At 48.4% G+C, this 23622-nt stretch carries 17 protein-coding genes; 3 read left to right on the top strand and 14 right to left on the bottom strand.

The genetic code is table 11. The features are described 5' to 3' along the window. Nucleotides 1–57: 57 nt before the first annotated feature. The 3 genes from HRU10_05395 to HRU10_05405 all read right to left on the bottom strand — a co-directional run bounded on the left by HRU10_05395 (nt 58) and on the right by HRU10_05405 (nt 3675). Nucleotides 58–2199: a hypothetical protein gene (locus HRU10_05395; GenBank protein NRA26668.1), complete on the bottom strand. Its 2142-nt coding sequence runs from the start codon at nt 2197–2199 to the stop codon at nt 58–60. Nucleotides 2200–2220: 21 nt separating this feature from the next. Beyond that, complete coding sequence (locus HRU10_05400; GenBank protein ID NRA26669.1) at nt 2221–2784, bottom strand: hypothetical protein; 564 nt, start codon at nt 2782–2784, stop codon at nt 2221–2223. 99 nt (nt 2785–2883) lie between these two features. After that, nucleotides 2884–3675, bottom strand: a complete 792-nt coding sequence (locus HRU10_05405) for a hypothetical protein (GenBank protein NRA26670.1) — start codon at nt 3673–3675, stop codon at nt 2884–2886. A gap of 295 nt (nt 3676–3970) precedes the next feature. Between HRU10_05405 and HRU10_05410 the strand changes: the two genes are divergently transcribed. From HRU10_05410 to HRU10_05420, 3 genes are all read left to right on the top strand, one after another. Continuing rightward, on the top strand, nt 3971–5257 hold the full coding sequence (locus HRU10_05410; protein NRA26671.1) for a NupC/NupG family nucleoside CNT transporter: 1287 nt from the start codon (nt 3971–3973) through the stop codon (nt 5255–5257). 277 nt (nt 5258–5534) lie between these two features. Then, nucleotides 5535–6815, top strand: a complete 1281-nt coding sequence (locus HRU10_05415) for a hypothetical protein (protein ID NRA26672.1) — start codon at nt 5535–5537, stop codon at nt 6813–6815. A 21-nt stretch (nt 6816–6836) separates the two neighbouring features. Then, complete coding sequence (locus HRU10_05420; protein ID NRA26673.1) at nt 6837–7256, top strand: hypothetical protein; 420 nt, start codon at nt 6837–6839, stop codon at nt 7254–7256. A gap of 167 nt (nt 7257–7423) precedes the next feature. Here HRU10_05420 and cysN read toward each other — a convergent pair whose 3' ends face one another. From cysN to HRU10_05475, 11 genes are all read right to left on the bottom strand, one after another. Beyond that, entirely contained in the window at nt 7424–8698 is a 1275-nt protein-coding gene (gene cysN, locus HRU10_05425) for a sulfate adenylyltransferase subunit CysN (protein ID NRA26674.1), read from the bottom strand. A gap of 50 nt (nt 8699–8748) precedes the next feature. Continuing rightward, the gene (gene cysD, locus HRU10_05430; protein NRA26675.1) at nt 8749–9654 is read right to left on the bottom strand and encodes a sulfate adenylyltransferase subunit CysD; all 906 of its coding nucleotides are present in this window, start codon (nt 9652–9654) and stop codon (nt 8749–8751) included. 17 nt (nt 9655–9671) lie between these two features. Next, the gene (cysC, locus tag HRU10_05435) at nt 9672–10250 is read right to left on the bottom strand and encodes an adenylyl-sulfate kinase (GenBank protein NRA26676.1); all 579 of its coding nucleotides are present in this window, start codon (nt 10248–10250) and stop codon (nt 9672–9674) included. A gap of 76 nt (nt 10251–10326) precedes the next feature. Further along, on the bottom strand, nt 10327–10746 hold the full coding sequence (locus tag HRU10_05440; GenBank protein NRA26677.1) for a DUF2721 domain-containing protein: 420 nt from the start codon (nt 10744–10746) through the stop codon (nt 10327–10329). A 20-nt stretch (nt 10747–10766) separates the two neighbouring features. Continuing rightward, entirely contained in the window at nt 10767–11501 is a 735-nt protein-coding gene (locus HRU10_05445) for an ABC transporter ATP-binding protein (GenBank protein ID NRA26678.1), read from the bottom strand. An 8-nt stretch (nt 11502–11509) separates the two neighbouring features. Next, entirely contained in the window at nt 11510–11899 is a 390-nt protein-coding gene (locus tag HRU10_05450) for a PqqD family protein (protein ID NRA26679.1), read from the bottom strand. A 3-nt stretch (nt 11900–11902) separates the two neighbouring features. Beyond that, on the bottom strand, nt 11903–12679 hold the full coding sequence (locus HRU10_05455; protein NRA26680.1) for an ABC transporter ATP-binding protein: 777 nt from the start codon (nt 12677–12679) through the stop codon (nt 11903–11905). A gap of 18 nt (nt 12680–12697) precedes the next feature. After that, nucleotides 12698–13738, bottom strand: a complete 1041-nt coding sequence (locus tag HRU10_05460; protein NRA26681.1) for an FtsX-like permease family protein — start codon at nt 13736–13738, stop codon at nt 12698–12700. Between the two features lie 9 nt (nt 13739–13747). Further along, nucleotides 13748–15850: a peptide transporter gene (locus tag HRU10_05465; GenBank protein NRA26682.1), complete on the bottom strand. Its 2103-nt coding sequence runs from the start codon at nt 15848–15850 to the stop codon at nt 13748–13750. Nucleotides 15851–15863: 13 nt separating this feature from the next. Continuing rightward, a complete protein-coding gene (locus HRU10_05470) occupies nt 15864–20984 on the bottom strand; it encodes a hypothetical protein (GenBank protein ID NRA26683.1) in 5121 nt (1706 codons plus the stop codon). Between the two features lie 12 nt (nt 20985–20996). Next, nucleotides 20997–23561, bottom strand: coding sequence for a hypothetical protein (locus tag HRU10_05475; GenBank protein NRA26684.1), 2565 nt, complete (start codon nt 23559–23561; stop codon nt 20997–20999). Nucleotides 23562–23622 lie beyond the last annotated feature (61 nt).

Here is a 23622-nt window from a genome sequence, read left to right on the forward strand (position 1 = left end):
AGCAAAGAAGCCCGGCAGGAAGACATTTTTATTGTCAACACTGGACTGTCGACATGTTCATGCAAAATCCGGGCTAGTATCATTCCACAAAACATTGATAGAAACTGACAGAGAATTAAACACATTACCAACATTATGGAGAACTCCGGAAGCCACCTGAGCCATTCCTGCTGCTCTCGACGCTTCAGCAAGTGCTTGGCTGGTTTCCTTCAACTTATTATTTGTGTCGTTTAGCAGTGTGTTGGTAGCGGTGAGCTCCTGGTTCTGAGCATCAATTTCCGCTGTGCGGTCTCTAACTCTGTCCTCTAAAGTGCGATTCAGGACAGCAAGATTATATGCACTGCGTCTACTTTTGAACGTTTGGATGATCGCTATAATCAGGGAAACAGTGAGCGCGAAGATGAAGCCGCCGACTGCATAGGGGAACCACGGTCTCTTTTGTAGTGGTATCGGAAAAATATTTATTCTTTTTGATACTGTTTCAAGAGCAGCTTTACCGAAAAAATCAAATCCTCTGATTTCGACATCACCCTCACCTACTGGCATCTCGCTTGTTGATATATTGAAAGATCCTGAGGATGCGCTAAGGCGTTGAGACCACTCAGCGTTTGAATAACGCCATTGAAAATAGACTGGATCATTAAACGTCTCAGATCTGAAGGCAAACCGGCCCGCTGGGTAGATTGAAATTCTATCTCCAGAGACAACACTTTCATTGCCAAGGGTAACCTTCATCTGCAATGGTGAGGACTCTTCGGGGAACATTTCTAGAAAATATACACCCTCAAAACCTTGGCGCCGGATTATCGCCCATTGCCCTTGATCGGTCTCGATCAAAACGTCTGTAACACTATAGCCCTCAGGCATATTCCAAATAAATGGATCTTCCTTCCCGAATTCACTGATGCTTGCTTCGACGAGCGAATTTCCAGAGCGGTCTTTTAGTGCGATACGATCATCGCTGACGTTGCCCAGGTATTGAAGATCTAGGTCTTCAAGGGAATACAAATCGACCCCATAGTCCTCATCACCCCAATTGATAATCGCCACATTTGGTAGGCTTTGTGGGTCAGTACAAATAATGGCTGTATCGTCATTGATAGGGGAGAATGAATCGGAAACTAATAAGCTGATTAAAGTCTGGTGATCATCGAGTGTGTCATTTAAAAACGGGAGAACATGTTCGGTATAATCAAAGACAGTAGTCTCTGGAAAATTTGAGTCATAGTAGTGTTCGTGTGTATGAATTAGATCGAAGTTCGAGTCCAATTTGTGGATACACACGAAATGTTTTGTATCATCATTAATCAGGCGGCCTTGTATTAACTCAATATAACCGTCGTCATGTCTAATGATTCTTCTCCAGAGAATCAGGTTTTCAGGGAGATAATCAAATTCCTGACTTTGGATTTCGTTTAAAACCAGAAGATCAGGAAAACGCTCGGAATCTTGAGTGCGATATATGAGAACCTGATCTGAATGCGTATCGTAGTATATCTTGTTGTTTAAGCTATACTGCATCCTGTTCACCAATCGGATATCAACGCCAATTTTCAAATTAGGAAAATGCTCATTCCGAAGGAAAAGGTCGCTACCAATACTCCATGGATACTGCACCCAAAGAACATCGCTTCGATTGTTTTTGCTAACGTTCCCGTTTGGAAAACCGGTCAAGCGGAATCGATCGTCTCCTTTCGTGATCTCGATAATACCTCTTTTTGAGTCTATTAACTTAGCATTCGAGACCTCATGCAGGTTCGAGATGACTTCTGGCTTTGCGTTTATCAAGATAGACCGATCCGCGCCGGAAAGAATGAATTGGTGCTCTCTATCGTAAAAGATATTTTCGAATATATCATCGGTGCTGATACGAAAACTTGGGCCTATTCTTTTTAGATTAAGATTTTCGATCTTAAACAGATAGCCGTAGCTTCCTCGTTTAAAAACAAAGTATACCTGATCATCATCACCATTTATGAAGTCGCCTTCAAATTCTATAAATTCACCGAGACCCTTGTCAGAGTATAAAAGAGCCATGGTTTTTTCGATTTCATCGTCGACCTTAAATCTCCTGGTAATCAGTGCCAGATTCTCACTTATGCTATAGATTTCATCGAAATTGCCGAAAGCATTATAAGTTTTAATTTTCTCAGGTTTATTTTCAAATTTTATATGGATGATTTGATCATTGTTTTCCACCACCCATTCATCGTTATCGAATCATTGTAAGTCTTGCCAATTTTCGTCAATTCCTATCTCAATCAGGCCTAGATCAAAAAAACTATTATCAATGTAATTAAAACTTAGAAAATTTCTTTCATTTCCAGATCCATACATGAATACCACTGATTTTTGGAGAAAATTGATTTCAGTATCAACGATATTTAAATTCCAGAATTTCTCAGGAAAATCGAAAGATATCCAATTCCCATCATTACAATGGTAAACTATTAGTTTCCTGTTTTGGGACGCGGTAAAAAAGAGCTTATCCTCAATCTTAAAAATGTGCTTCAATGGCTCATTGAACGGCGATCTGATTTGCTCAAGATCGAATCCATTATAGGAATAGACGTCACTATTTTCATCAACAAATACCCACTGCTTATTGGTATTTCTAAAGGCAGAAACAATGGATCGGATGCCAAGTTTTTTGGTTAAATCGACTGACTTCTGATCGATGAAATCGGAGAAAGCAAAATGATAGATTGATTCGGCATTACTGGGTGCATCGAAAATGAGTGTCCGTTCCTCCTCTTCTTCGATTGCTACGATCGTGATCGTCAAACATGAGAAGAAAAGAAAGTAGATTTTAGAAATAGACAGAAATCTAGTGCTGCACTGTATTTTCGGTTTCAATCAGAGATGAACGCATTTAGGGTTTGTTTATAGATTTTTTATCGCTTGTTCCGTGATGATTGATATCCGTTCCAAATCATGCTCTTCTTTAACGACTTGTTTCAACTCGAGCAGAATATTACGAAATTTGGATATTCTATTATTTGCAGATTCGAGTTCTAAACGAAGAGTGTCGTGGAGATGCTCAATAGATCTTTCCGTTTCTTTCCGTGCATGTTCCTTGTGCCATCGTTCGCTTAAAGAAACAGCCAGCTGCCAGACTTCACTCGGATCGAAGGGTTTTTTGAGTATAAGGATGCGGTCAGATCTCTCATGATTGAGTTCTTGCATGGTCTCTGCCCAGGTAAAGTCGCTGTAGGCTGTGCATATGACACACTGAAGATTCGCGTCGATTTGCATGATTGCGTGAATGGTTTGTAATTCGTCCCAGCCTGGTGGCATGCGCATATCTACAAAAGCAACTTGAAAAGGCTTTCCCTTTTGCATGGCATCTAAAGCTAGACTGTGTCCCATCTTTCCCTGAACGGCGGTACTCACATCAAATACAATGTCCGATTCATCGGTGGACATAGTTTGGTTTTGTTCGGGAGCTGAACCTTCCTCCTCCCCGAAAAGTTCGTCGGAGACTTTTGCGAGTGATTGATCAAAGCTCTTCTTGGCGGAGAGGATACTTTTGAAGTCCTCTAGAACACTTATGGTGTCGTCGATTATGATTATCCTTTTCGGCTTATTTGATAGAAAGGTGAGCTGCTCGTCTGAGAACTCCGTCGTGGCTTCAACTGTATCGTGCCAGTTTTCGTTTTTTAAACCCTCATTCATGCTAAGGTGAAAGTTCGGCTTCTTGGCCCTTGCCTTTAAGGGTTTATGTGTCTGCTGAGGAAGGCCTCCAGCCGTTCCTGAAGCGGAATTATTTAATATCGTGACGGGGATTTATCGGGCGGTATGCCCGGTGGTAAGATTGGTTCCTCTGCTGAGATCTTATCCGGGTGCAACAAACACAGTGAATGGAGATTAGCCACGTCGGATCGGTATATATTTTCAGATGGTACAGTAGATCCGTCATTACCAATCTGTGATTGATGGCTTCGTAACTGCTCATGTAGATGTGAAAATTATGGAGAGTTTGCGATCTATTTTGGGAATAGCCGTGTTCATCGGAGTGGCTTGGACATTTAGCGAGGGGAGGCGGCACGTGTCTTGGAAATTGATTGGTTCAGCATTGGGCCTCCAGTTGGTGGTGGCGTTGGCGGTTTTAAAGGTGCCATTTATTGAGCGTGGGCTCGATGTCATCTCTCAGGGTTTTGTCGCGGTGCTCAGTTTTGCCAACAGGGGAGCGCAAGAGGTATTTGGGAGGCTGACTAGTGATGCGTTTGAATTTAGTACCGTAATCGGGTTTCGGGTGGTTCCTGCTATCATCTTTTTCTCCTCCGTTACTTCCGTTCTCTACTATTACGGGATTTTACAAAAGGTGGTCTACGGCCTCGCTTGGATCATGAAGCGGACAATGAAACTTTCTGGTGCTGAGAGCTTGGCTGCTGCTGCCAATGTCTTCATCGGCCAAACGGAAGCTCTGGTTATGGTGCGACCCTACTTGAACAGCATGACTCGCTCAGAGGTCATGTCGCTGATGACAGGGGGTATGGCCACCATCGCGGGAACAGTTCTGGCAGCCTACATCGGATTTCTTGGCGGAGATGATCCCGCGCAGCAAGCCCTGTTTGGTAAGCACCTGATAACCGCGTCTATCCTTTCTGCACCGGCGGCATTGATGTATTCCAAGCTGCTCGTTCCCGAGACCCAGGATGTTAACGCAGAGATGGAGATCGCCGATGATGATATGGGGACCAATGTTTTCGACGCGATCGCTCGTGGTACAACTCAAGGTCTTACTTTAGCTTTTAACGTCGGCGCGATGATCATCGTTTTCGTGGCATTCGTCACGATGATCAATTATCTGCTATCGGATGTTTTAGGCCAGCTCACCGGATTAAATGATCTCGTTGCGTCATGGAGTGGTGGGCGATATGAGACTTTTTCAATGGAGCTCATCTTTGGGGTTCTTTTCGCACCTTTTGCTTGGCTCATGGGAATTGACAGTGGATCTGTGATGGCCGCAGGTCAACTGCTTGGGGAAAAACTGGTCATCAACGAGTTTATTGCCTATTTGACCTTTGGAGGGATGAAGGAGTCCGGTGTGCTCGTCGATGAGCGCAGCATTATTTTGATCACCTACGCTCTGTGTGGTTTTGCTAATTTCGCGTCGATGGGAATCCAGATCGGAGGGATTAGCTCGATTGCTCCGAGCAAACGAGCTGTGCTCTGCCAACTTGCTCTTCGCTCAGTGCTAGCGGGTAATTTGGCTTGTTTCACAACAGCGTGCGTCGCTGGGATGTTCATATAAGCTCTTATCCTCTGTTTCTTATTATTAAGCTGGCCTCGACTCCGGGTAGCAGTGATTAAGCAGTCATCAGATAAGACAGAAATTTGTAAAAATCAAAAGGCCGTTTGATGTTATTTACAAGTTATTCAGGCAAATGTCCTTAAAAGTAAGAAAATGAAAAGACGTTATTAAGTTAAATGTGATTTCTGCGAAGTATGCAGGGGAATGTGGACTCAGGCTTCTTTTTTACTCATAAAAATTAAGCTTTGAGCCCATGAAACACTACTCACTAAAAACTATGAAAATACCTGTGTCTTCATGTGCGGCTCTATGGCTGTGCGCGGCCTCTAGCTGGGCCTTTGAGTTAGACGATATAATGTTTAGTGGCGAATTAAGTCTTACCGCCGCTTATAGTACTGGATTCATCTTTTATACCAAGGAAACCGATGAGCTTGAGCTCAATCGGATCGAGTTAACCTACAATGGGATCTACCAATTTGACAACGGGGTCCGTGTAGGAGCTCAAGTCTATGCCTATGACCATGACGGTATCTCGGACGTTCAACTTGACTGGGCAAATATAACCTACCAATTCGCGCCAGAATTTGGTATCTCGCTCGGACGTAATAAGCTCGCCAATGGGTTATTTAATGATGCGCAGGATCTAGATTCTACTCGGGTTTTCGCACACCTACCTTTTGGTGTTTATAACCTTAATTTCAGGCCTTTCACCTCGGGCTATAACGGTATCGGAGCATTTGGTATATTTGATTTGGGTGCCGCCGGTAGTCTAGAATATAAAGTCGGAGGGGGATGGCTACCCAATGTGGGACGTAATTCACATATCCTGAGCCGTCAGCTCTCTGGGGGTGTTACATATATCGATGAGTGGGACATTGTTGGTTTCAACTATGGGGCATGGTTAGCCTGGAATACGCCGATCGACGGTTTAAAAATTGGTGGATCATTTTTTCGCTATCCTGATAATGATTTGAACGGTCGCTATGCGTTCAGTAACGAAATAACTGGAGCTGATTTGAATAACGCCGCCGCTGTCGGAGGTCTCTTTGGTGCGCGCCTTGGACTGTCAGTTCCACCATTAGTCGCATGGGACCAAATCTTTGCAGGCAATGGCGTTCGTTTCACTGACATTGACTTAACGATCCACTATATCTTCGCGCAATACGTTCGTGGTGATCTTACTTTGAATGCCGAATTTAAGCGTCGCGCTGCACCTGGATTAAGGTCAGACGATATTGGATTTATCTCGGGTCCTGACGACGTGCGTCGAGACGAATCTTATTACATACAGGCAGATTATCAGTTTACCGACAGGTTTGCTGCTGGAATAAACTACAGTTACTATGATGACGATTATCTCAGCGATCTCGATAGAGATATCGTGCACGATTATGCGGTGGCGGTACGATATGAACCAATCTATGGGCTGTTTTTAAAAGCAGAGCTTCATTACATCAATGGTAATCGCTTATCTTCAGAGGCTCGTCGACCAGAGAGTATCGATGTGCCATCAGAAAATACTGTCTACTTTGTCCTTAAGTCGACCTTATCATTCTAACCAAGAAGCCAGGAACAAACTGTGAAAACGAAAATAAAAGTATTTCTGTTCGTGTCGCTTCTTTATTGGGGTAACACGCTATTCTCCGAGGATTATGTGGTGATCACTCATTCCTCTAACGCCATTGATTCTTTGAGTGTAGATGAGTTACGCGCCATCATGTTGGGTGACGTCAATCGTTGGCAAGGAGGCGGAGCGGTTCGCTTAGCAGTCCTCAAGTGGGGTGAATTCCATGGGGCAACGATCCGAGCGATAACGGGTCGCCGTGCGAGCCAATTCAGCCGAGCGTGGAAAAAGTTGATCTTTACTGGACAGGGTATCGCTCCCCGAGAACAGGGATCTGTAGAAGAGATGCTTGAGTATGTGGCTGCCAACGAAGGGAGCCTCGGGTATGTCCCCGTCGGTCAAGAAGGAGACGCGAAGGTGATAACCATAGATTAGCAGTAACATGCTGATCTTTTGAACCATACTCTGACTGGCGAGTCCTTTTAACAGGGCTCGCCAGTTTTCATTTTAACCCGGATTTTGCGATCCATTGCATAATTCGAGTCAACAGTCCGTATGCTGCCTGGGCATCACAGGACTGAGATATTCCGTCGACACGAGCTCTAAACGATCATCCCTGCGGCTACCGTCTCGTTAGTAAAGGCATCCACTAAAATAAAAGATCCTGTCACCCGATTTTTCTTATAACTGTCATAGGAAATCGCTTTAGCGGTGCGGATGCTGATTCGGCCGATGTCGTTGAGGCGAAACTCTAGATCATCCTCGATCTTGTGTAGCGTATTGATGTTAACTTTATAGCGAACGTCCTTGATGAGAGCTTTAGTTTCGTTGGTTGTCTGCCGGAAGACAAATTTACCGCGTGGGTTCATCGGTTTATCGCTGAACCAACAGATCATGGCTTCGATATCCTGCTCGCTGTGAGGCGGCGTGTTTTTCTTCACGATCATATCGCCGCGTGAGATATCGATCTCATCCTCGAGTGTGATCGAAACTGAGAGGGGGGGGTATGCCTCTTGGATTTCTCCGTCCGCGGTGTGGATAGCTTTAATGCGTGAGGAGAAGCCGGAGGGAAGGACCATGATCTCGTCACCTCTCTTAAAGACACCACCGGCCACTTTGCCGGCATAGCCGCGAAAGTCGTGCCATTTATCTGAATGTGGGCGGATGACCCACTGGACCGGGAAGCGCGCGTTGACCAAGTCGTGATCGGCACCAATGTAGACGTGTTCCAGATGATAAAGGAGGGTCGGGCCGTCGTACCACTCCATGTTTTCTGAGTGGTTTACGACATTGTCTCCTTTGAGCGCTGAGATCGGTATGAAGGTGACGTCGACGATGTTACCAAGGCGCGATGCAAAGGTCTCGAAGTCGTTTTTGATGCCGTTGTAGGTTTCCTCCGACCAGTCGACGAGGTCCATCTTGTTGATACAAACAGCGATGTGCTGAATACGCAGGAGGTTGGCAATAAAGGCGTGCCGCATGGTTTGCTCGATGACGCCTTTGCGCGCATCGACGAGGATAATGGCCAGGTTTGCCGTTGAGGCACCCGTAACCATATTTCGTGTGTATTGAATGTGCCCAGGCGTGTCGGCGATAATGAATTTTCGCTTGGGTGTCGCAAAGTAGCGGTATGCGACATCGATAGTGATGCCCTGTTCGCGTTCAGAGCGCAGACCATCGGTCAGGAGGGCCAGGTTTACGTTTTCATCGCCGCGGGCCTTACTCGATTGTTCGATGGCTTCGAGTTGGTCCTCGAAAATGGATTTGCTGTCGTAGAGCAATCGGCCAATGAGGGTCGACTTACCGTCATCTACTGAGCCGGCTGTAGTGAAGCGGAGTAAATCGGTGGTTCTTTCGAAATTCGCAGATGCAGTCATAGAAAAGGTGATTTTGTGTAAAAAGACGCGGGATATGTGGGCGCTGTATTTTAGAAGTAGCCTTGTTTTTTGCGGTCTTCCATAGCGGCTTCAGAGCGCTTGTCATCGGCACGGTTGCCGCGCTCGGTTTGGCGGGCGGCTGCGACCTCCGCGATGATCTTGTCGATATCATCGGCATCGCTTTCCACAGCCCCTGTAATGGTTGCGTCTCCCATGGTGCGGAAACGAATCTGCATGTTATGTACGTCCTCCCCATCCTCGGGTTGAACAAATTCGGAGACAGCGAGAATGGTATTATTCCGTATAACGACGTCGCGTTTGTGCGCGTAGTATAGACTCGGAAGTTCGATCCCTTCGAGTTTCATATACTGCCAGATATCCATTTCGGTGAAATTCGAAATGGGGAATATACGAAAATGTTCCCCTTGCGCCTTTCGGCCGTTGTAGAGATTCCAGAGTTCAGGACGTTGGTTTTTCGGATCCCATTGACCGAAGGCATCACGATGAGAGAAAAAACGCTCCTTGGCGCGGGCCTTTTCTTCGTCGCGACGTGCGCCTCCCATAGCTGCATCGGCTTGGTAGTCTTCCAACCAATCAAGCAGGGTCTGAATCTGTAGGACGTTGCGCGAAGCATTCGGTCCGGTTTCTTCGACCACGCGGCCTTCGTCTATCGCTTTTTGGACAGAGGCCACTTCAAGGGCACAATTCAGGTCTGATGCAAGCTTATCGCGGAATTCTATGGTCTCTGGAAAATTGTGCCCGGTGTCTACGTGTAAAAGCGGGAAGGGTATTCTACTCGGCCAGAAAGCTTTATAGGCCAAGTGCGTCATGACTATGGAGTCCTTACCTCCAGAGAACATGAGTACGGGCTTTTCAAACTGGGCCGCAGTCTCTCGAAGGACGTAAATCGCTTCGCTTTCGAGCTGTTTAAGATGGCTGACGGTGTAGTCTTTCATTGTGAAAATGGATCGATCTATAGGAAAGAAAGAAGTTGTTGAACACAGGTGTCGAGATCGTCGATCTCGGTATCGAGGCGTAAATCTGGTTTCTCGGGGATTTCGAAGGAAGAATCCTTGCCAGTAAAGTGTTTCACACTCCCCGCGGCTGCTTTGGCGTAGAGTCCTTTCACATCGCGTTCAGCGCAGGTTTCAAAACTTGCATGGACATAGACCTCAATAAAGTCCTCATGCCCAACAATAGCCCGAGCAGCTTCGCGGAGTGCGGCTGTTGGTGTAATGAAGGATGTGATCGTGATACAGCCTGCGTTTAGAAATAGTTTGGCCACTTCGGCTATGCGACGAATGTTTTCTTGGCGGTCCTCATCACTAAAGCCGAGGTCTCCGTTCAAACCGGACCGGATGTTGTCGCCGTCTAGAATCTGGGTAAAGCGGCCCTGGTTGTGGAGCGCCCGTTCTGCCGCATTAGCAATCGTACTCTTTCCGCTCCCAGAAAGACCATAGAGCCAGAGGACCTTGCCTGTCTGCTCCAACAGGGCCTCCTTATCAGAGCGACCGAGCATACGGTGAAATTCAGTATGGATGTTGTCAGCCATGGAAACTTCGCTTCAGCGAAGCGGCGAGTTAAATAGGTTACTCGGGAGATCTTGTAAATGGTTTCTTTGTCCTGCGCTAACGACTGCTTATGTCTTCACAGTTTTCTTCGACATCGCATAAATGAAGGTCCAGGGCTTTCACTGAAATATGTATTTCGGCAATGGAGAATGCTAACGACACCGCCAGTAAGACGATACTCCCACCGAACATTAGACCGCCTAGCAATGTCTGGCCTGCGTAGATGGCAAACATACAGCAGACGCAGAGAAAGAAACTCACTGCACCAAATTCCTGCATGCGTTGAATGATGTAGATTCGTTTACGAAGGTTATGTATCTGCGGACGGAGCGCAGCAGCCCGACTGGGTTTATCCTCGTATTGTTCTTTGAGCTGACGAACCAGTGTTGCGAGTGCAAGGAAGCGATTTGTGTAAGCCAGTAAGAGAAGGGAAATCGCGGGAAACAGCAAAGCCGGTGTTGTGATGCCAATGTCCACGATGCCGTTTTCAGGTCGAGCTATCGGCCGAGGCCGTCGGTGCCTTTTTTGGCGAGTTCAAATTCTTCGGCTGTGCTAATCTGCTGGAGGGATCCGTCTTCGATCCAAGCTACACGTCGCGATGAGGCAAGCATCTTCGGGTCGTGGGTGGAGCAAATGATAGTCACGTTGTCTTTGGCATTCAGCTCTTTAAGCAGTTCGATCACCTCTTCGCCGGTACGGCTGTCCAAGTTGCCCGTGGGTTCATCGGCGAGCACGACAGTGGGGTGGTTGGCCAGGGAGCGGGCGATAGCGACACGTTGTTGCTGCCCTCCAGAGAGTTCTTCGGGTTTATGGTGAAGGCGGTGTCCCAAGCCGACGCGCTCAAGTATCTTAGTGCCGCGCTCGGCAGCCTCTTCATCACTCGCCCCCTGAAATACCATAGGGAGCGTAACGTTTTGCAGAGCGGTCATCACAGGGATGAGGTTGAACGTCTGAAAAATGTAGCCGATTTTGTTACAGCGGAACCAAGCTTGTTGGCTCTCGGAAAGATCGAACACGGATTGACCTTGAAATATGACTTTGCCCTCGGTCGGGACATCGAGTGCTCCGATTTGATTAAAGAGGGTAGACTTTCCGGAACCTGAGGGGCCCATAATCGAGAAAAAATCACCGTCGTAAATTTCGAGAGAAATGCCTTTGAGCGCCCATAGCTCCTCGCCCTCGGTGACATAGAGCTTCTTTACATTCTCGACTGAAATGAGGACTTCGGACATATGTGTCATTATTTTGATGGTTTCACGTTGAGGACAAGCAGTCCTCGTTTCATGAGTTCTGAAGTATAAGTGATGATGGCTTTTTGGGCTTCTTCCTGTTTCCAATCATGCCGGAGCATCAGTTTTTTGAGAATCTGCGCCAAGTTACTTTGCCCATCGACCTCTGCCCAAAAAGCACTGCCGATGAGGTCGAGATTGATGCGTTTATAGCGGTCAAATTGGAACCGCTGTGCGATCCAGTTACCGATACCTGCTTTTGTGACCAATTTGCGACGCAGTTGCACACAGCCGGCGTCATCAACCTTAGCTTCTACTTCCTCAGGAATCATGGGGATGACTTTCATTGGGTCTTTGATACCTGTCTGTCTGGGCGGTGACTTTTTGCGCAGGAAGGGCATGGTCTAGTGGAACTCGTCGCTGTCGAAGTCGATCTCTTCGGGGCGTGCAGCCTTCACAATGCGTCCGTCTTTAATCCAGAGAATGCGATCAGAACGCTTCAACATTTTGAGGTCGTGCGTCGCGGAAATGATGGTGACATCGAACTCTTCTTTAAGGCCGTTGAGCAGGGTGATCATCTCTTCACCCGTCGCTTGGTCAAGGTTGGCTGTGGGTTCGTCCGCTAGGATGATTTCTGGACTATTTGCCAAGGCTCGAGCGATGGCGACGCGTTGTTGCTGACCACCGGAAAGCTCTCCCGGTTTATGCAAAATGCGATGCCCAAGACCGACCCGTTTTAGAATGTTCACTGCCTTTTCGCGCGCCGACTCGGCATCCATCCCCGCAAAAGCCATGGGAAGGGTGACGTTTTCCAGACAGGTCATTACGCGAATCAGGTTATAGGACTGGAAGATATACCCGATCTTTCGGCAGCGCAGCCACGCGAGCTCGTTAGAGTCAAGTTGAGCGATGTCTACCTGGTCGATGAAAACCTTGCCTTTCGACGGCTTCGAAAGCGCGCCAATCATATTAAAGAGCGTAGACTTTCCAGAGCCAGACGGCCCCATAATCGAAAGATACTCGCCCCGATAGATGTCGAGTGTAGCTCCGCGTAGTGCGAGCGTCTCCTGTTTGCCCTGTTTGTAGACTTTGTGTACGTCGACCGCGTGGATCACCACCTCTTGACCATCCTCGCTTGGGGGGTTCAAGATACTGTCGATGTCTGTTTGAGCGATAGCCATGAGGAAGGGGTGTGAATTTTATACGCTGGTGCGCAGCGCGACAGCTGGGACCATTCGCGATGCGACACTAGCGGGATAGATAGCCGCCAGAATAGAGAGTATGATACCAGCAGCCAGCGATACGAGAATCCATCCAGATAGGGCTTCCCACTCGGAGAATAGCGCAACCGTGATGAGACCAAAGCCGTAGGTAAATCCGTAGGCAACGAGAGAGAAAAGGACGCCAACGAGACAGCCTACCGCGCTGCCGACACTTCCCATGAAGGCTGATTCAAGCAGGAACATCTGTCTCACAAATCCCGAAAGCGCCCCTAAGCACTTCATGGTGCCGATGTCGCGGAAGCGTTCAGTTACGCTCATCAACATGGCGTTGGTAATCCCAATGACAGTAACCAGGAGCGAGATGATAATGATCCAGGAGTTGCGGAAGCGATCCTTACGCTTTTCTTCGGCGATGCGCGCTAATTCCTCTTCGGTGGGTTTTTGAGTCAGGCGCACGGTAGCGATTTTAGCGAAGTTGCTAGGAATTTCGTCTATTTCTCCGGCGATGAGAGCGACTTTTTGTCGTGCCTCATCGAAGAACTCGATTGGGAAGCTTTGAAGATCCAGATCACCAATGAGATAGATCGCGCTTGCTTGAGTGCCCGATTCGGCGTCGACAGACTGGATTGTGGTATAACGCTCCGCTGGTATGCGCGCGGCGTCTGGTATAACTCCATGGAGAGTTAGGTTTGAGAGGCCATCCTCTAAGAGTTGCTCAATAATGCGGGTGTCCTCTTCAGACCACGGCAGATTTGCTGAGACCACCAGATCGCGACCCGTTGCCGGTCCCATTTCGTTCATGATGAAATTCATCCTGCGGTCGACTTCGGCGCGTATTTCGTCCTCTTCGAGGACACCACTTTTCAATACTTGGCCAGCGAGGATAGACATTAAGAATGCAATACCTAAGACTACACCGGTGATCGTCACCACGGAGCGACCCAACCGTATTTTGATACCCTGCATCACTACCTGAATCGCGATTTTAACGGGGAGTTTGATCTGATTTTCGATCATCTTACTTGCCTAAAATGGGGCGCCAGAGACAGCGTTCTTGATGAGAGTGAGAGCAATAGTAGCCATGCCGATTAAGCCGACACCGGTCATGTAGCCTGCCAGTATAGTGGGTGCTATTTTCAAAAAGTTTTCTGCACCGAACTTTTTGTAAAAGTAGAAGCGGGCGAGCAGTGCCCCAAATACTTCAGGAATCACATTATGTGGAAAATCACCGAGCCCCTTAATGAGACCGTATACGAGCATAACCGGCAGCCCCAGACCGCTCATTACCGTAAATAATGCGACGACACTTGCGAAGCTGCCGCCAATCACCCCAGGCTTTAGCGCTTTGCCGAGTTCGGTTTCCGAAAAGGACTTTTCCTCGCCCTCTTGCCCAGGGATGACAAACGTCGAGCTGTAAATAAGCGTCTGATTTTTCGCCTGCAGTTCCCAATTGATCTGAGCGGCAGGGAAGAGTGCAGAGGGCACAGGGTCAGCTTTCCAAATGAATGCCCAAAATGCTAATGACAGGAAAAATAAAATGGGCAGTGCGACTAAGTCGGTCTTGATCAGAGACCAAAAATTCACGCCGGTGAGCTCATTTACGCGGAATGATTCCGCTTGTTGTCCGAAGTTTTCTAGAGGCACAGGTGCCAGCCAGATTTCTACACCTTTTGCACCGGAGAGTAGGAAGGACGCTTCGCGGACATACGGAATTTCGATTGTTTGACCTGAAATACCCAGAAGCCGAGCGTTCACATATGAAAGGAAAGGGCTGTAAACAAAGGCGAAAAATATCAAGAAGAAGGCGATGCCATAACTAAATGGTAACAGCGCTAGGCATAGAATGACGATAGCTAAGGCTGACACACAGTAAAGAGCACCCGCGATCCAGAGGGGGTAGTCACCTCTGCCTTTACGAGGGGGCGCCCAGAGGTCTTCTTTCTCTTCTGACTCGGGTTTCTTGCGGTTGTTTTTTACAGCTCGACGGATGTCTCGGACTGTGGAGTAGATGCTTACCGCTGCGATGGCAAACCCGGCTCCAATGTTGAAACTGAGCCAAAAGTCTACGTTGTTGGAGAAGGTAGTGTTGACCGTATCCATCCCAGGCTGCCAGGTGCTCAGCATGCCCGTGGATTGCAGGATCGGATTTAGGATGAAGGTGAGTAAGACTGCAATGCCAGCACCCATCACGGCCCAAAAAGGTACGACGAAGCCGAGAATGACGAGACCTAAGTTGAGGGCGATTCCCGTGGGCGTAGCCGGTAAGATCGCCTCGGTGAACGTGGTCGTGTCGACGAACGGTTGAGGTATGAGAAATATTGGTTTGGATAGAAAAAGCCCGGTGATCGCAGGAACACCGATTTGCAGCGCACCGAATGCGATTCCGACATAAGCCCCGAGTGAAAACAGCCGCCAGCGTTTACCCTTGCTCTTATCTTTCTTTCCGCTTGTTCGGCTGTTGGAGTAGACATCGTCCGAAGATAATTCTTTGTCAGAATCCTCAGATTCTGCCAAAGCCATCGCTCCTTGCGCTGAAATTGGCGCTAGTGGAAAGGGGAGTTTTTCTACGTCTGAAGTGAGACGGAAAAAGAAGTAACCGAGCGTGTATTTTTTTACTAGAGAGATTGCGAAAACGAATCCGAAGACTGCCAACGGCAGCCACCAATCCTGGTGGAAAAGATTTCTTTCTAAAATCGCTGGGCTATCCGGGTCGGGAGCAAACCAGGAGGGAAAGGCACCCAGCATACCAGCGTCTCGGACTGCATCGCTGCCCACGTAATAAGCACGGTAGACAATATGAGCCAACGGTCCGCCGGGAAATAGCATATTTCCCAACATCATGACACGCGCAGCGTGCAGGAGAACGACCAATTCTTGCTGGTTGAGCGGCTTTAGGGCTCTCCGCGACAGCTCCATAAATAGGATGACCGTTACCCAGGAAGCAGCTTGGCTTAGATTTCCTCCAGTCATCAAACCGAGATAAATTCCTCCCGGTATCATGATGAATCCGCAAAAGAACAAGCCGACCACCGTGGTCCACCCGAAGCCATTTTCGAACTTCTCCGGTATGGGTAGCAGATTACGAAACTGTTCTACCTCTTTGTCTGTTTTCTTCTTTTTAAAAGTCATGGCTTTGTCTGCCTCACGCTGGTGTCATTTCAGCCATCCCGATGCGTATGCGATTGCGAGCTTCCTCAAAAATTTCTTCACGATCGTGAGCTGGAACAGCTCTCCAATGTAGGAAGTGTCTGCGGAGGTCTGAAACGTATTTTGAATTCAGCCGCAACCACGACTCGTTCGTTCCCGAGAGTCGGGTAAGGATCATGCGGGCTTTAAATTCTTGTGTTTCTGGATCGAAGGGGGTCTCCAGCGTCATAGTTTGGGAAACCGCCAAATCAAACGGCTTGAGCCAAATCGTCGTGCTGAGCTGAGGGACTGGTTGCCCCTCTACATAATCTTCCTGAATAGAAAGATTGGGTACCGCTGAATAAAAACTGCCAGAGCTGCCTTCTCCACGTTCTAAAAGATAGCGATTGAAAAATTCCAGGACGGCGAGGCGCTCAGTCTGGTTAAAGTTAAAAGGCAGATCAAACACGAGGTCATTGCCCTGAGGCTCAGGCAGTTTCCAACCCGATTCTTCGGCAGGGGCCGCAATCTCCATCGCCTGTGTCGCCGGAAAGTAGGTCGATACGATGACTGCGACCATAATAGTCAATGAGGCGTAGATCGTTGCCATCGAAGTGTAAGACATATTGAGCCCGCCTGTCAGATCGAGCTCGGTCAAAATCCGCCCGGTGCCCTGGGATGCCAGGTATCCAATCATTGAGCCGACCACCGCATATACGAGCGCCTCTGCGATGAACATAAAGAATACGTAGCGCGGCGCGATACCCACGGCGTTGTAGACATAGATCTCAGTCCGCCTCTCGTAGACCGATCCTTTCATGGTATTCAGGACTGTCATTCCCGCGATAAGCAGAGGGATAATGAGGTCCACTAAGCCACTAAGGCTGACCTTGCGGGAGCGTTCTCCACGGTAAGCATTACCATCCAGTCCATAATAAAGAGGCTCTCCAGTCTGGATCATGAAAGACTCGATGGTTTCACGCGCTTCGCGAAACGGAGTATCCGGCATGGAAACAACTAGGGACGATACGATCTCATCGCCAAAGGCCACGCTCATCGGCAGATTTCGCAACGGAGCAATAACTATGTTATTACCATCGATGCGAGGGTCTTCGTCGGAAGCCACAATGTATCGGTTTCCGCCAGTCTCAGCGACTGTCACTGAGGACATGGCCTCGATATCGAAAGGCAATACGTTGACGCTGTCCAAATCTGTCAGCGTGTTAAGCGCTTTACCGTCGAAAAGTGCAATGATACGCACGTTAACACCGTTGATTGTGATCTGCGCCTTTCCTTCGACGACGTCTTCTGAGCTGATTGCAAGTGAATCCGCTGCATCTTGTGACACCATAACTGGGAATGTGCCCTCGATAAAGTCCTGGGGCTCAAACCATGTCTTGGGTGTAATAAAAGGAAGATGATGTTGTATCGGATCCTCTAAGTCGAACATCACAATGGATTGGGCATCTGCCTCACGCACCCGGCCCGAGTCGTCCATCACATTTAATTGAACGATTGGGTTTTGCACGTATCCCTTCTCCTCGCGCCCGACTAGCATCCGACGCGGGCTGACTTGATAGTCTTCAGAAAACTTCTTTTGAAACGCGAAGACCTCTTGGTTGGAGAGTGGCATGAATGAGTCGCGCTTAACGAGCATCCCTTGATAAGGAGCCTTTCCGATTGCGATATCTTCTTCAACCAGGTTATTTTGCACCGAGGTAAAAGAGATCATGACAAACGTAAGTAGAGTCAGCGTTCCACAGGTAAGGCCGGTGCGCACTTTGCGCCGATTCATATTATTGAGCCCCAGCATGAATGCAGAAACCATGACTCCCAGCTTGTTGACTTCTGCCGCTGAAACTTTACCCTGTTTCTTTCGAAGATCTTCCAGATTCTCGGAAAATTTCGATGAAAACAGAACCGTAATACCGGTTGAAATCATGATGATGATGAAACCAAGGAGGATCATCAAAGAAGACTGCACCATCTGGAACGCAGGATGAAGTATTCTCAGCAATATGAACACGATTAGGAAGATCATACTCTGCGCGATGACTTGCTTGCGTATATCGGCGTAGCTGAAGAGTAGCTTCTCAAAAAAGAACACGAAGGGGACTAGGAGGAAGAGATACCAGAGGATACCCACAACAGCCTCAAAAATATTATCGCGGATTACTGGGTGGTTGAGAGTAGAAAAAATGACGGAATCTCGTGCGCGTTTTTCTCTTTCGATCTGTGTGATACCTGGTTCTTGGGCAGCCTCGAGAGCCTCTATTGCTAGTTCGTGATTGGTGTTCGTCCGTTCATCCGCCATCGAGTAGGCATTCTGCAAATCAAGTCGCTTTTCATTCACTGATACCATGGAGTGGGCCGCCCGGAGCGCTGTGTCGAGTATGATGGGGTTGTCTCTAGCCAGGTAACCTACGCCGTCGATGTCTTTGCTCTCATCGAGAGTCTTTGATTCCTCGACATTCAAAAGAAATGCACGGGTGTTGCGCACGAGATCATTCCCAGGGTCTCCCGCCTGTAATTGCAGAAAGAATTGCTCTTCGGGAGGGATGAAAAAAATCTCTGCACCCAAGCTAGAAAAACCTATAAATCTCGGAAAGGGAGTCAGGCCTTCAGCATCTACGGGAAGAATGCCATTGTAGTCCTTCATTGATTGAGGATTATTCAGCTGCACGATAGAGATTGGAGATGCCCGAAAGGTAACGATAGTTTGATTGGCTAAACTCTCCCTCGCGGTTCTGGGGATGTTCATCGACTTGAACAGTCTTTGTCCGTCGGGGCCTTCGTTCTTTATATATTTGATCTGCCCGCGATGGTCGTAAGCTGTGGCCACGAAATTGGAACCCTCACCTGAAAATCGCCAATTCATATGAAAATCTGAGATAGTCTCTTCACGTTGCCAAACCCCGTAAGGATCAGCCATTTCTAGGCCTCCTTGGTAGTACATACCCGTTGTGGAAGCTGTTCCGTATTGCTCTTTAGGCCGCGAGAAGACAGTGGCTCCTGCCAAAGGATAGGAGGCTACAAGAGACTGGCCCACACCATCAGCGAGAATACGCCCTACGAAGTTATAAATCCTGTAATTGGAATTTTCTACAGGTACTCCGCGCAGCGTTCCAGTGGCAATGTCGAGAGCTGTGATAGCCAACGTGCGCACTGGGGATATGATGCTCTCTGCTTCAAGCATCCAAGGGAGATAACCCGGGTTTGGCCGGTTCTTCATACCATCAATATGGTCTACGGTGACAAAACCGACCGCTCCGTAGCCCTTCCCATTCCACATATGGACAGTCATATCCGCCGCATTATCCATGAGATTCCTTATGATCCGCGTGGTTTCTCTACTTGGGTCTAATATTTGTGGAGCTTTGTCTCCCAGAAGGTCCGAGGCGAGCGATTTACCCAACACGGCCACTTGCTTACTCAAGGTGTCTCGCTCTTCTTTGACCAATGTTGCCAGCCGTGTTGATGTGGCATCTGGCTGAGAGGTTGGAAGGAATATCGGATGTAGGACGATCCAGTTTTCGTAGCCGTCAGCAGCCTGTGCTAGCTTCATTTCTTCCTGATAAGCGGCGACATGGAAGGCGTGGTGCGTTTCAAGCTCTTGGAACCGTTGGATCATGCGCGTCTTAACCTGATTTTCCTCAAGGTAATCTCGCTGATTATCCAGAATATTGCTCATGCTGAGCGAAATGATCGAGCTGCTTCTGTTGCTCGCGGCTTTGAGCTTCAGGTATGCTTGGAAAAGGGGATCCTCTACATCTGCGTTAGGTTGAGCATCAAGAGCTATCTGTGCGTTTAGGAGCGGATCGACGATTTCGAAAGACAGCGTCCTCAGGACATATTCAAATTGCTCTTCGAACAGAGCTCTAGGCTCTTTATCAAAGGCGTTTATTGCGCCGAGCGTGGGTTTAGGTTCGGCGAAAAAATCATCGTTCGAGATGACTTTTAAAACCCTCTGCACGTTCGCCAGCGCTGATTCATGCTCTTCAAGGTCTTCTGCGACGAAACTGGTGCGATACTGAGGGTTTGTTGGATTTTGGCGTCTTTCGTCTAATACCCTTTGATTAACGCGTAATAGGCGTAGCAGTCGATCCAGCCCATCTTGACAATTAAAGGCGCCTGTCGTGAATACGAACCAAATATCCGACCGTAAAAAGGAACGGTACGCTGCGAGCTGCTCGGCAATTTCAATATTGGCGGCCAGTCCGGAGGTCAGGACTGCGCTATGGGCTTGATCGGGTAATCCCGCATGAGCGTCCAGATTACCAGAAATTACAGTGACGTCTTCGACGGGTTCTTCAGCTCTGAGGACGGCAACGAGATTAACCGCGTCAACACGCTCAAAGCGGCTCACTACGTCGACGTTCACGGTATTGCCGATGTATTCTAGAATTGAGGGCTCCGCAGCCAGCCGTGGGAACGGAAGGGGGCCTGAAGATACCACCCCTTCGAAACGATCTAGTATCGCGTCCCAGTCTGCCGAATTTAGTCCCCGAGAATCCGTGATAATCAGTGCTTTCAGGCCAAGCTGAGCGTACCGAATGACGTTGAATCCGTAGTCTGGAACAAAAGCATTAGGTGCCGCATCCAAGACCCCGATTTTTCCGGAAAGAGATTGAGCATTACGTATCAGATCCGTGGTGATCGCCACCAGTTCGCCAGTTACGCCTCCTTCAGGTGTGGTCGTGGGGGTCAGGTAATTCGGAAAGACTGGGAATAGTTCGACTGCTTGATCTATGAGAGACCCGGATGAATCTAACACGCTGAAGCGGGTATGTTCGAGAAGAGGAGACACACCCTTGAACGGTTGAGTCAGGACCTCATATCCCGCATCACTGAGTCGAGAGGTTACGTAGTCCACTGTTTTGTCATAGCCGTTTTGGCCTGGAAGTCGTGATCCGAAATTCAGGATGGTTTTTTGAGTGGCCTCGATTTTCGAAGCTGTGATGGATTCCACTAGGGCTTTACCATCGTAGTCCGAAAGGGGCTTTGGAGGAGGGACATACGGTGCTGCTGGGAATAGCCCACTTCCTAGACCATAGGCTGCAAGGAGAAAGAATGCGGCGGTTCCCAGTGTTCCAAGCAGGGGTATGAGTCCGTTTGTCGATGATGTTGTTTCGTTCATCTAATCCTATTTTTAGAACGGTTGGGATAGAGTAGACCCGACCATACCGTTTTGATAGAGACCCGTGGCTATTAAATTATAAACCAAAAAGCTGAGGATTGTTCCGGTGATGATTCCCAGCGCAAAGGGCTTCAATGCGCGACGCACCGTTCCTGCGCCACCCAGCTTTAGAACGAGCAGACGCACCACCCAGGCCGCGAATAGTGCGCCCCAGGCGCTTTGTGCCATGTCTGTTAGCCCGAAAAGGTAACCCATCGGGTGCATCCAAAATCCCGCGAAAATCTGCCTTATGATCGTCAGAATTGTGACAGTGAGTGCACCAAAGATCATCGATATATCGGAGCCTGTGAGTCCCGCTTTTGCGGGTTCGTCCCCGGCTGCGATTGCGGCTTGGTTCGAGGCTATCAAGTTAGTGGCAGTTTCCATCCGCAACAAGGGCGCTTCAATTTTTTGAAAATGAGCTGTATACTCACCAAAGTTTCGCACATTCAGAACACCGACTGAATTTCCAGAATTGATCATAAACCACCCGCCTACAACGAGGGAACATACAAAGGCGAAAGTGATCGAGACTGGGACATGCCATCGCTTAACCCTCTCGCGCTTTGCGAACTCTAGAAATTCTAGCTGAACGCCTGACAGATTCAAAAAGCCAAAAGCGAATATGAGTGCTGAGAGTAAGATAGCGACCGTAGCCTCTGGAACTGGGAAGATAGCAAAATTCAAGGCCAGAGGGACTAATAAACTACCTTTACTCTTAGACAAAAAAGTCATTGCCGTCGGAATCCCGCATTCAGCTCGCATTTTGGCCGCTACGAAAAAGAAGGACATAAACACCACAAAAAGCCACAACATGTGGAGGGGGGATAGACCAAAAACCATCGCCCATACGCACATACAAATCAGACTCAATATGAGGGCAAAGTAACCACTGCGATAGCCGACAGTCTCTTCATTATCTGAAGTCACTCCGCGCAAAGCGTCTTTCAATGTTTGGATGAGATACTTCCTCAGCAGGATCACGGTGATTAAAGCATACCCGAGTATGCCCCCCGAGAGCTGTGCGGTAACATAAGGGTAACGCTTATCGGTAGCCAACCCAGTAGACTCACCAAACCAATACTGCAGCCGAAAAAAGAGAAATCCGACGACGAAGCTGATCAATACATTCAGCTCCATCAGCAAGCCGATTCCAAAAGCAAGAGCGAAAACTGAAAATGTAATCCTGTTCCAGGTTTCTCCCCATGCCGAATTACTGAGGTATGACGCAATTGAAATATTAAACCTGAAGGTAGGAAAGCTACTACTGAAGGCATTTAGAGCCTGACTCGAACAATAGACGAGCGCCAAGACGACGCCGGCAATAAACAGTTTATTTGTCCAGAGCGGTTGACGTTTTCCGCTGTCATCAGTGTAAACTGTATTGCTCAAAAATGAATCTCCAATCGCCATCATGGGCAAAGGGAACCGCTCGTTGTCGACCCATTGGCGGCGCAAAATCACGCACATGCCAAAGGAGCCAATCATGAAGATGCCCACAAAACTGCCCCATGACAGGAGGGGCTTTGACCACATCGACCAATCGATGTTGTAAACTGCCAATACGTACAGGCCTTCCGGAGAGGCGAAGAACGACGGGCGCTTATTGATCGCCTCGGTGCGGTTTTTATCGATGGCTGCGTAAGCTTCAGAGTCTGTGATCGGTTTCGCTGTGAAGAACGATTCCAGGGCCGTTACGTTTAGGAACCGTGGATTGCGGACTTCTATGGTTCCGGCGCCGCGTTTCCTCATGCGCACAGTAATGGTCTCCTGGGTCGTTTCTGAGATGCTCAACCCCCACTTCCCCTTTCTTTCGAAAGACTCAAGTGAGAACGCGCTCTCAGTAGTGTCACGCGTGGCGCGGATGATTTCAGTCGCGCGCGTCTCGTTGTCGTCAGCGAAGTAAGAGACTTCAAATAGAGATCCCGGCTGCATGCCTATAGCGCGGATGTCCGCGTAAAAGAAATAGGTACTGCCGAAGCTCAGGTTTTCGTCGTCGAGTGGAATGGTATAGGTAACCTGTTGTTCGCGCTCATCGTCTGGCCCGCCAAACGTCAACAGGGTCTCATCGCTTAGTTTTTGAATACCTATATCAGACGTATTACTTAGCTGTGCGTTCTCGAATACATCTGGGCCGTAGGGAAGCATACGTTCATCTAGAACCGTTAAATAATCGAGTGTGTCCGCCTGCCTGGTTATTCCAGCAAGTACACCCGGAATCGTTCGCCAAAAGCCGTGCGTGCACAGAGGGGCCGCTATCAAAAGCATGTATGTGAAGCATACCATCTCCGGTTTTGAGAGAAGTTGCTTTTTTAAAACAAGCTGTGCCAAGCCACTCGCCAGCAAAAGAGCGAAGACCACAGAGAAAACTGCTGTCGAGATGGCTTCAGTTCCTGCGGATCGATCCCAATTAACAAGGACACCAGCTACCTGAGTAATCGCTGCTACGAGCGCGATGCCGCAGGCGGAGAGTAGGATCGATTTAAAGGTGAGGCCAGAATTTTTAGGGTTTGGCGATGAAGTAGGTTGGGGTGACATGGGTTGATTTCACACGTGCGTTCAGGAATCGTAGAAAAGCTGGCGCAGTCTGAAAAAGTTA

It is taken from the genome of Opitutales bacterium (assembly GCA_013215165.1).
Taxonomy (GTDB): domain Bacteria; phylum Verrucomicrobiota; class Verrucomicrobiia; order Opitutales; family JABSRG01; genus JABSRG01.

Excerpts from the sequence above, each read along its gene's own strand:
- HRU10_05475 (NRA26684.1), bottom strand. The coding sequence starts at position 23,561 with ATGTCACCCCAACCTACTTCATCGCCAAACCCTAAAAATTCTGGCCTC.
- HRU10_05415 (NRA26672.1), top strand. The coding sequence starts at position 5,535 with ATGAAAATACCTGTGTCTTCATGTGCGGCTCTATGGCTGTGCGCGGCC.
- HRU10_05460 (NRA26681.1), bottom strand. The coding sequence starts at position 13,738 with ATGATCGAAAATCAGATCAAACTCCCCGTTAAAATCGCGATTCAGGTA.
- HRU10_05450 (NRA26679.1), bottom strand. The coding sequence starts at position 11,899 with ATGCCCTTCCTGCGCAAAAAGTCACCGCCCAGACAGACAGGTATCAAA.
- cysN (NRA26674.1), bottom strand. The coding sequence starts at position 8,698 with ATGACTGCATCTGCGAATTTCGAAAGAACCACCGATTTACTCCGCTTC.
- cysD (NRA26675.1), bottom strand. The coding sequence starts at position 9,654 with ATGAAAGACTACACCGTCAGCCATCTTAAACAGCTCGAAAGCGAAGCG.
- cysC (NRA26676.1), bottom strand. The coding sequence starts at position 10,250 with ATGGCTGACAACATCCATACTGAATTTCACCGTATGCTCGGTCGCTCT.
- HRU10_05445 (NRA26678.1), bottom strand. The coding sequence starts at position 11,501 with ATGTCCGAAGTCCTCATTTCAGTCGAGAATGTAAAGAAGCTCTATGTC.
- HRU10_05465 (NRA26682.1), bottom strand. The coding sequence starts at position 15,850 with ATGACTTTTAAAAAGAAGAAAACAGACAAAGAGGTAGAACAGTTTCGT.
- HRU10_05405 (NRA26670.1), bottom strand. The coding sequence starts at position 3,675 with ATGAATGAGGGTTTAAAAAACGAAAACTGGCACGATACAGTTGAAGCC.
- HRU10_05470 (NRA26683.1), bottom strand. The coding sequence starts at position 20,984 with ATGAACGAAACAACATCATCGACAAACGGACTCATACCCCTGCTTGGA.
- HRU10_05455 (NRA26680.1), bottom strand. The coding sequence starts at position 12,679 with ATGGCTATCGCTCAAACAGACATCGACAGTATCTTGAACCCCCCAAGC.
- HRU10_05410 (NRA26671.1), top strand. The coding sequence starts at position 3,971 with ATGGAGAGTTTGCGATCTATTTTGGGAATAGCCGTGTTCATCGGAGTG.